This is a genomic window from Caldicellulosiruptor sp. F32 (assembly GCF_000404025.1).
Classification (GTDB): Bacteria; Bacillota; Thermoanaerobacteria; order Caldicellulosiruptorales; family Caldicellulosiruptoraceae; genus Caldicellulosiruptor; species Caldicellulosiruptor saccharolyticus.
In genome coordinates this window covers 84,083-92,820 of the sequence record NZ_APGP01000117.1, presented here as the reverse complement: position 1 = coordinate 92,820, position 8,738 = coordinate 84,083, and the positions used below count along the sequence as shown (strand labels likewise).

8 protein-coding genes are annotated in these 8,738 nt (G+C 36.4%); 4 read left to right on the top strand and 4 right to left on the bottom strand.

Going from position 1 to position 8,738, the window contains the following annotated elements:
• Window positions 1-46 precede the first annotated feature (46 nt).
• Both H964_RS10810 and H964_RS10805 read left to right on the top strand, forming a co-directional pair.
• Window positions 47-988 (top strand): ABC transporter ATP-binding protein, encoded by a 942-nt coding sequence (locus H964_RS10810; protein WP_039767569.1) that lies wholly within the window; start codon window positions 47-49, stop codon window positions 986-988.
• On the top strand, window positions 972-2,141 hold the full coding sequence (locus H964_RS10805) for an ABC transporter permease (RefSeq protein ID WP_039767567.1): 1,170 nt from the start codon (window positions 972-974) through the stop codon (window positions 2,139-2,141). Before H964_RS10810 ends, H964_RS10805 begins: the two co-directional genes overlap by 17 nt.
• Before the next feature lie 98 nt (window positions 2,142-2,239).
• On the opposite strand, the gene H964_RS10800 is transcribed toward H964_RS10805, so the two are convergent.
• The 4 genes from H964_RS10800 to H964_RS10785 all read right to left on the bottom strand — a co-directional run bounded on the left by H964_RS10800 (window position 2,240) and on the right by H964_RS10785 (window position 5,701).
• The gene (locus H964_RS10800) at window positions 2,240-2,734 is read right to left on the bottom strand and encodes a DNA-binding protein (protein ID WP_156823687.1); all 495 of its coding nucleotides are present in this window, start codon (window positions 2,732-2,734) and stop codon (window positions 2,240-2,242) included.
• 8 nt (window positions 2,735-2,742) lie between these two features.
• Window positions 2,743-4,254 carry a TrkH family potassium uptake protein gene (locus H964_RS10795; protein WP_039767565.1) on the bottom strand — a complete coding sequence of 504 codons (1,512 nt, stop codon included), beginning with the start codon at window positions 4,252-4,254 and terminating at the stop codon, window positions 2,743-2,745.
• Window positions 4,255-4,418: 164 nt separating this feature from the next.
• A complete protein-coding gene (locus H964_RS10790; protein WP_039767562.1) occupies window positions 4,419-5,084 on the bottom strand; it encodes a potassium channel family protein in 666 nt (221 codons plus the stop codon).
• Entirely contained in the window at window positions 5,081-5,701 is a 621-nt protein-coding gene (locus H964_RS10785) for a potassium channel family protein (protein ID WP_039767560.1), read from the bottom strand. Before H964_RS10785 ends, H964_RS10790 begins: the two co-directional genes overlap by 4 nt.
• A gap of 146 nt (window positions 5,702-5,847) precedes the next feature.
• Between H964_RS10785 and H964_RS10780 the strand changes: the two genes are divergently transcribed.
• Together H964_RS10780 and queA are read left to right on the top strand one after the other, a co-directional pair.
• The gene (locus H964_RS10780; protein ID WP_039767558.1) at window positions 5,848-7,587 is read left to right on the top strand and encodes a SpoIID/LytB domain-containing protein; all 1,740 of its coding nucleotides are present in this window, start codon (window positions 5,848-5,850) and stop codon (window positions 7,585-7,587) included.
• Window positions 7,584-8,621 (top strand): tRNA preQ1(34) S-adenosylmethionine ribosyltransferase-isomerase QueA, encoded by a 1,038-nt coding sequence (gene queA / locus H964_RS10775; protein ID WP_039767556.1) that lies wholly within the window; start codon window positions 7,584-7,586, stop codon window positions 8,619-8,621. The genes H964_RS10780 and queA overlap by 4 nt, the downstream gene beginning before the upstream one ends.
• Window positions 8,622-8,738: the final 117 nt, after the last annotated feature.

The following is an 8,738-nucleotide window of genomic DNA, read 5'->3' as shown; positions in this document are numbered from 1 at the left end:
AAGTGATTTGATAATCATATTATACGAGTGGAGGTGTATTTAGAAAATGTCAAAAGCAGTTGAGGTCATTTCTGTTTACAAAAGATTTGGGAAAAAAGAAGTGATAAAAGGAGTTTCTTTTGATATTGATGAGGGTGAAACTGTAGGCTTTGTGGGGCCAAATGGAGCTGGCAAGACAACAACAATTAAAATGATGACAGGGCTTATACGACCAACAGATGGCCAAATCAAGATTTTTGGGCATGATGTTGTTAAAGAGCCTTTAAATGCAATGAGGTATGTAGGCTGTATCGTTGAAAAACCAGAGGTTTATGAATTTTTAACCGGTTTTGAGAACATGGCTCAAATTGCGCGAATTTATAGAATTGGTAAGGAAAAGATTTATGAAGCAGCTAAATTTGTGGGAATTGATTATGCTTTGAAACAAAAGGCTAAAAAATATTCACTTGGCATGAAACAGAGACTGGCATTGGCAATGGCAATTTTGACAGAACCAAAACTTCTTATCTTAGATGAGCCAACAAACGGTCTTGACCCTTCAGGAATAATTGAGCTAAGGAAGCTATTGAGAAGTCTTTCGAAAAACAAGAAGACGACCATTTTTATCTCATCCCACAACCTTAATGAAATAGAAGAAATCTGTGAGAAAGTGATATTTATTAAAGATGGGAAGATTGAGATGGTAAAGGAGTTAGCGCAGAAAGAAGAAAATGGATGCAAGAGATTTGTTGTTGTTTTGAACCCGGATAGTTTAGAAGTTTCACAAATTACCAAGATTATTGAGAAGTTTAATCAGGTAAAAGTAGTGAGTACTGATGGCGACAAAATTGAGGTGGAGCTTCTGGGAGATAAAAAGATGGATTTTCTCAATTTTTTGTTTCAAAATAATGTGTCTGTTCGTGATTTTTATGAAAAGACTGAGAATTTGGAAAGTGTGTATTTAAAAATTTATAGTGGTGAGGTGTTGAGCAATGAAAGATCTTATTAAGAATGAAATTATAAAAATGTTTTACAGAAAAAAAATACTAATTGGACTTGCTGTTATTTTAATTTTCTCTGTTGTAGGTGTATGGGGTACAATTGCAATTATAAAGGCAACATCTCCTGAAAATGAGATAAAAATTACACAGCAAAAGATAGCTAATTTAAAAAAAGAGAGAATGAAAACAAAAGACCCTATCAAAAAGCAAAAGATAGATGAGCAAATATTACAAAGTCAGGCTTATATAGATAATTTAAAAATCTCTATGAAATCAACAGACTGGAAAAAAGATGTTAAAAATCAACTGGATAAGCTCAAAAAATCAATGAAAGAAGCTACTGATTTGAGTTTGCTGGATTCAAAAGAATACTATAGGGAGCAAATATTAGAGTATGAATACTGTTTAAAGAAAAGCATAAAACCTTATACTTTGTGGCAAATCAATAACTGGACGGTTATGAACATATTTTTAGGATTGATAATTTTTCTTCTACCGTTTATAGTTTTTATCTTTGCTTCAGACATTGTGTCAAATGAAATATCTCAAAAAACAATAAGTTTATTAGTGACAAGACCCATAAGCAGATTTAAAATAGCTCTTTCCAAGTTTATTTCTGCAACTATTGTGTGTTCAGCGCTTGTGATAATTTCAGAAATTTTGGTGTTTATAATAACAGGATTATTATATGGTTTTATAGATTTAAAATATCCGATTACTGTTGGCACAAGATACAGAAAACACGGTTTAGAGTTGATACCAATATATGGTAGTACTTATATAGTGCCATTAGGAAAATTCTTGATATATGCATTGCTTTTACAGCTCTTAATCATAACTGCTTGCTGTGCGCTTAGCTTTTTTATTTCAGCAATTAGCAAAAGCAATTCAACTGCAAATACTTTGAGCTTCTTGATGGTATACGGTATATATTTTATAGTCTCTCCTATTTCACAAGCAGTTTCTAAAATAAATTTTTTAAAAGCAATTTTACTTTACACCTATCTAAACCCATTAGATATTTTAGAAAATAATATTGCAACAAATGTTATGGTATCTATAATGACACCATTTGTAAGCATTTTGATTTTATTTGGATATATTGTTATATTTTTGTCAACTTCGTTGAAAATATTCAACAAAAAAGATTTACTTGTTTAATACCTTTAAAGCATATAAATAGCTGTTTATCTATTTTACCCTCCCTTTTGGACAAAAAGTTTATGCTCAAACTCCAAAAGGGAGGTTCTACTTTATCTTTACCATTTATTTCTAAACACAATCCACATAAGAAAACTTCCGATAAGAAAAATTCCTATTCCTAAAACTGCTCTTGTCCTGTCAATTCTCTCATCTATTTTATACCCTCTTTTTACAATCTCAACCTTTTGTGCGTGTAAGTCCAAATCACCGCCGTGTTCTTTGCAAGCTCTATTAAAAATGCCTTTTACATAAACAATATCTCCTTTTACTCGGTATCTTCCCAAATATTTTATTTTCTTTGCATCTTCATATCTCATAAAAATTCCGATGGCATTTTGACCATCATGAATATTGACCCACGCAAAATCTCCTCTTTTCATTATCTCGCCAATCGCTTCGCCTTGAAACTCAACAACTTTGCCATCATATTTAAAAGCGTTGTTAATGAGAGTGTTGCTATCAATGGGTTTTGCAGATGCAGTTTCTTGAAGGAGCTTTATCAAAAATCCAATAAGAATTATAACTAACACAATCCAAGATTTTCTCATCATCTTCTTTTCTATCCTTCCCTTGCTTCTTTAAATAAGAATGCAAAAAGAGCTATTACAGACATAAACTCAAGCCTTCCCACCCACATCATAAAAATGTAAATCACTTTTAAACCATCTGGCATGGAAGGTTGGGTAATCCCGCTTGAGAGTCCAACATTGCCAAGCGCTGAGGCAGACTCAAACATTGCCTGTTTTAGAGGATATCCATAAAAAGTGCCAGCCAAAGTGCCAATAGTAAATGTTACAATGTACAAAAGGACAATGATAGATGCATTTCTCACATGCCTGTCTTGTAAAGCCACCTCTTTTAAATGATGAAATTTCTCAACAACAACAGCAGAATCTGGTCGAATCATTTTTTTAATATCATTCACAAGAGCATTGGCTAAAATTGCAATTCTGAGTGCTTTAATACCACCTGCAGTTGAGCACACAGACCCACCTGCAAGCATTGCTATTACAATGAGTATAATAGCAGCATCTGACCACTCATAGAAAAACTGCTGTGAATAAAGTGTTGCAAAACCTGTGCCTGTGTGAGCAGATACAAAGTGGTAAAACACCTTTCTAAAAGCAATAATTGGTGTTGAATAAACTGCCTTGAGAGCAATTATTCCTAAAACGCTTAGGGATGTTATTGTCACAAACAAGCTTTTTATCTCAGCATTTCTGATTCCTTCTTTGTAATTTCCGCTCAGAATAAAATAGTGCAGAGCAAAGTTTATTGTTCCTAAGAGCATTATCATCATACTAATAATTTCATATGATGTGCTATGAAAATACATTGCATTTTGAGATTGAGGTGCAAACCCGGCTGTGTCCCAGCCGCCCAAAAACATCCAAAGACCCCTGAAAAATGCCATATCCAGTGGCAAGCCAATTAAAACCCCGGTTATTGTAAGTGCCGTTGTGCCCAGAACCAAATACAAAAGGCTTACAAACCAGATTATTCTTGCAGTGTGAATGACATTTGGGAAGATTTGCTCATCTCTTGCCTCGCCCATGTAAACTTTTAAAAGCCCGCGCATACCTGATGCTAAAAAGCTCAAGGTCATGAGCACCATGCCTTGTCCGCCAATATATGTGATTAAGTGTCGCCACATATTAAGCCCCATTGGTGCATGGTCAAGGTCTTGGATTAAAACAAGGCCGGTTGTTGTATATCCACTCATCACTTCAAAAAATGCATCTAAATACGAAGCAAAATGACCTGAGAGATAAGGTGGTATGGCTGAAATCAATCCACCCAGTGCCCATGTTAGCCCTACCATGCTCATTCCTGCGCCCCATGAAAACCTCTGGTCTTTTGTGTCTCTTCCGATGAAAATAAAAATAAAACTCAACACAAAAAATAGTCCTGTACCAATCATTAAATTAAAAGCCATATTCCATTCTTTGTATAACAAAGATGTAATAACTGCAATTATCTCAACAAGCCCAATTGCACTCAGTGTCTTTCCTGTCATGTAAAGGACATGTCTTAGCTCTATATGGTCGCTTTTGAAAACAGACTTGTCCATCGCTTGTTTATCTCCTCACTTTTTAAGCTTCAAAGTATCAAGTAAACTAACAGTGAGCCAATGAAACCAACTGCGATAAATCCCAATACAAGGCCAATTTCTGTCAAGACACCTAATGTAATTTTTTTGATATCTCTTTTCTTTTTCAATTCTTCGTCACCTCATTATTTTGAAGAAATAAGCTTTTTAAATTGGTCCCTATCCCTTTCATTGATGATGACCAAAAGAGTATCTCCAGGGAGAATTACACTGTCACCAGAGGGTACAAATGTCTCATTCTCTCTTATTATAGCGCCTATTATACTCTCTTTCGGGAATGGAACTTCTGCAATCTTTTTGTATGCAGCGGGTGAATTTTTCTGCACAACTGTCTGGAACACTATGATTTCACCATTTTTGAGTGTTGCAAGAACAGATAAAGGCTCTATCTCCACTTCATGCTCTATAATCTTTGCAATGATATCTGTTGATGATATAACATTGTCCACTCCAAGCCGCTTCATTACATTGATATTTTTTGGATTGTTGGCCCTTGCAATTGTTCTTTTGACCTCAAACACTCTTTTTGCAAGCTGACACGCTATTAGGTTGTCTTCATCCTTTCCTGTGACGGCAATAAAAAAGTCACACTTATGAACCTTTGCATCAGAAAGTGTATCCAAAGATGTGCCGTCTCCTTCTATCGCAGTTACATTTGAAAACTCTTCAGCAACTTTTCTGCAAAGCTCTGGCTGCTCCTCAATCACAGTTATGTGATATTTTCCGCTTTCGACCAAGAGCTTTGTCAAAAAATATCCTACCTTTCCACCACCAACAATGACAACTCTCATTGATTCACCTTCTTCTCAGCAATTACCATAATATCATTTTCCTGGAGTTTTATGTTCTTATTCTTAAAGTAAAAATGTTCATTTCGGATTATACCAAAAAGATAACAGTTTTCAGGCAAAACTATCTTATCTAAGCCTTTTCCCACATCATCTCTTTTTGGTGTGACATATTTGAAAAACACATCATCTTTGCCAAACCTGTGCTTATGACGAATCTCACGTGAAAGCAAGATTGATTTGATGTACTCAACAACCAAGGTTGTTGGACAGATTGTCTCAAGGCCAAGCGAGTGGAAAATATCTTCCCGCAGCGGATCATAAATTCTTGCAATCACTTTTGGAACTTGATAAATCTCTTCTGCTATCTGGGCTGTCATAATATTTGTACTATCATCAGGTGTTACTGCTGCCAGTGCATCTGCTCTTTCAATCCCTGCCTGTTTTAGCACATCCTCGTCAATCACAACACCCTGAATTTTCATGCCATTAAAGTCAGGGCCAAGCCGTTCAAAGTTTTTAGCATCAGAGTCTATGACAACAACATCATGTCCTTCATCAGAAAGCGACTTTGCTAAAGTGGACCCGACCTTCCCGCACCCAACCACTATGATATACAATTTTTTGCCCCTCCACCCAAATTATTAGTCTATAAAATTCATAGATTAAATTATATTCCTTTTACAATAGACTAACAAGAGGGTTTTTGGTACAATAAAATAATAAGTTCAAATTTCAAAATCAAAACATTAGGGAGAGACTGAAGTTGAAAAAGAAAGCTTGCTGCGGGGTCGCTTTATTAATTATCTTTGTTTTTCTTTCAGTTAATATATTACCCACATTTTCGCAAACTCAAATCCCACAGTGGATAAGAATAGGAATATACTATGCTGACAAGTATGGTAGCTCAAGGCCTGTGGTTGAAACAAAAATCTATGCAAAAGGCGGACTTTACATAGGAATTTCTGATGATAAAAACTTTATCACAGTTGCCAATACTCAGAAAGATACTTTAATTGTTTCAAAGGACGTATACAAAAAAGATGGCAAAGAAGGAGCAAACATACACATTGCAGTAGGCAGGTATATATCCTATGCTACTGCAAAGAATGCTCTAAAAGACTATTTGGGTGCATATAAAGATGCTTTTGTGGGTTATATAAACAATGGATACTCTGTGCTAATTGGCAGTTTTAGCAATCTTCAGGAGGCTAAAAAGCTCCAATCAAAACTTAAAAGGGCAACCCTTTATTCCTCTGAAACAATGGTGCTTGTGAAGGATGAAAAAGGAAAAGTTCTTTTTGCTTTTGATGGGCAAAACAGTAAATTTTTAATGCTCATTCCACAACAGGAAAATGGTATAGAGAGGATAAAGATTGACAACAGGTGGTATCGAGGAAGAGTTGAGTTTAAGCGCATAAAGGGCAGTGATATGACTGTTATAAACGTTTCAAAATTGGAAGAGTACTTATATGGTGTTATAAGGATGGAGATAGACCCGCTTTGGAACATAGAGGCTGTTAAAGCGTTTGCAGTTATTGCAAGGACATATGCTGTGAGGAATTTAAACAGACATGGCGCTTTAGGGTTTGACCTGTGCCCTACAGACCATTGCCAAGTGTATGGTGGGGCGGTTGATGGAACGTATGGTGAAAAGAGGGCAATTTTAGCTGTTGACGCAACAAGAGGCGAGATAATAACATATAAAGGCAAACCAATTGATGCTGTGTACTTTTCATCAACAGGTGGGATTCCAACAGAAGATTCTGAAAATGTGTGGATGTATCCTGTTGAGTATTTGAGGTCTGTTGATAACTCAAAAGAGGCGAAAAATTCAAAGTCATCATGGACCTTCCAGTTTACCAGAGATGAGATAAAAAACATGCTGAAGAAGAAAAATATTGATGTAGGGGATATATTGGATATAAAAGTCTTAGAGTATACAAAGGCTGGAAGGGTATTAAGGCTCAAAATTGTTGGAACAGCTGGTGAGTACGAGTGCCAGAAAGAAGCAACAAGGCTTTTGTTTGGACTTTATAGCCAGGCATATACAATCGTAACAGATGCAGATGTCAATGTTGTAGATGAAAATGGCAAAGTAAAGCGAACAAGGATTGGTAACAATAAGATTCTTACTGAAAATGGTGAAAGTGTGTTAAATAGGAAAATAACCCTTGGGCAGACTGTTGATAGCAGTATTTATTCTTCTGCAAAGAATGATGTTTTTTCAGCTGTATATGATGCTATTTATTCAGGTGATGAAACACGCTTGAGCTCTGGGACAGGCGGCAGTGTATCAGCAGCTTCTACAGTAAAGGTTGTAAAAGAAGATGGTACAGTGGAAGAGGTACCAATCATTCCTACAACGTACACGTTCAACGGCAAAGGTTGGGGACATGGAGTTGGTATGAGCCAGTGGGGTGCAAAAGGCCTTGCTGACAGTGGGTATAACTATAAACAGATTATAAAACACTATTACACAGGGGTTGAAATCGAGAAAAGATGAGAAAGTGGAAATTAAGTGACTTTCACTATGACTTGCCAGAAGAACTAATAGCACAAAAACCTATAGAGCCGCGCGACTCTTCGAGGCTTATGGTAATTCATCCAGATGGCAGGATAGATCACAGGATATTTCGCGATATTATAGAGTATTTAAATGAAGGTGATTGCTTGGTTCTTAACAACTCAAAGGTAATTCCAGCACGTTTGATAGGCCAGCGTGAGGACACAGGCAGTTTTATTGAGTTTTTGCTTGTAAAAAGACTCAGCATAGATACATGGGAGGTTATGACCCGCCCAGGCAAGAAAGCGCGAAAAGGAAGAAGATTTGTATTTGGAGATGGAAGACTGAAGGCCGAGGTTCTTCATGTAAACCAAGATGAGGGCACACGAATTGTCAGGTTTGAGTATGAAGGTGTATTTGAAGATATTTTAGAAAGCCTTGGGGAGATTCCACTTCCACCTTATATCAAAGAAAAGCTTGAAAATGTAGAAAGATACCAGACAGTGTACAGCAAAGTGCCGGGGTCTGCTGCAGCACCGACTGCAGGTCTTCACTTTACAGAAGAGCTCCTTAGCAAAATATCAAAAAAGGGTGTTGAGATTTTGTATGTGACACTGCACGTTGGGCTTGGAACTTTTAAACCTGTAAAGGTTGAGAATATCGTAGAGCACAAGATGCATGAGGAGTATTATGAGATATCTGAAGATGTGGCAGAGAGAATAAATGAGGCAAAAAGGCTTGGCAAAAGAGTAATTGCAGTGGGGACAACATCGTGCAGGGTTTTGGAGTCAGCAGCAGTTGAAAAAGGCTTGGTAAAAGCACAAAAAGGATGGACAGATATCTTCATCTACCCAGGTTATGAGTTTAAAATTTTAGATGGGCTTGTTACAAACTTTCATCTTCCGGATACAACCTTGATGATGCTTGTTTGTGCATTTGGCGGGTATGAGCGAATAATGAATGCATACAAAATAGCTGTTGAGCAGCGTTATAGATTTTTCAGTTTTGGAGATGCTATGTTGATTTTGAAATAAGCTTCGTACCATTGTGAAGCCAGAAGTAATAGTTTTAGTCACAAAATACAACCAGTACAATATTTCCTAATTTACAATTGAGAGATATTTGTATATAATAATTTAAAATTCAGCTCA

Bases quoted from the DNA above. Each gene is read 5' to 3' on its own strand.
- H964_RS10810 (WP_039767569.1), top strand. From the start codon at position 47: ATGTCAAAAGCAGTTGAGGTCATTTCTGTTTACAAAAGATTTGGGAAA.
- H964_RS10805 (WP_039767567.1), top strand. From the start codon at position 972: ATGAAAGATCTTATTAAGAATGAAATTATAAAAATGTTTTACAGAAAA.
- H964_RS10800 (WP_156823687.1), bottom strand. From the start codon at position 2,734: ATGATGAGAAAATCTTGGATTGTGTTAGTTATAATTCTTATTGGATTT.
- H964_RS10795 (WP_039767565.1), bottom strand. From the start codon at position 4,254: ATGGACAAGTCTGTTTTCAAAAGCGACCATATAGAGCTAAGACATGTC.
- H964_RS10790 (WP_039767562.1), bottom strand. From the start codon at position 5,084: ATGAGAGTTGTCATTGTTGGTGGTGGAAAGGTAGGATATTTTTTGACA.
- queA (WP_039767556.1), top strand. From the start codon at position 7,584: ATGAGAAAGTGGAAATTAAGTGACTTTCACTATGACTTGCCAGAAGAA.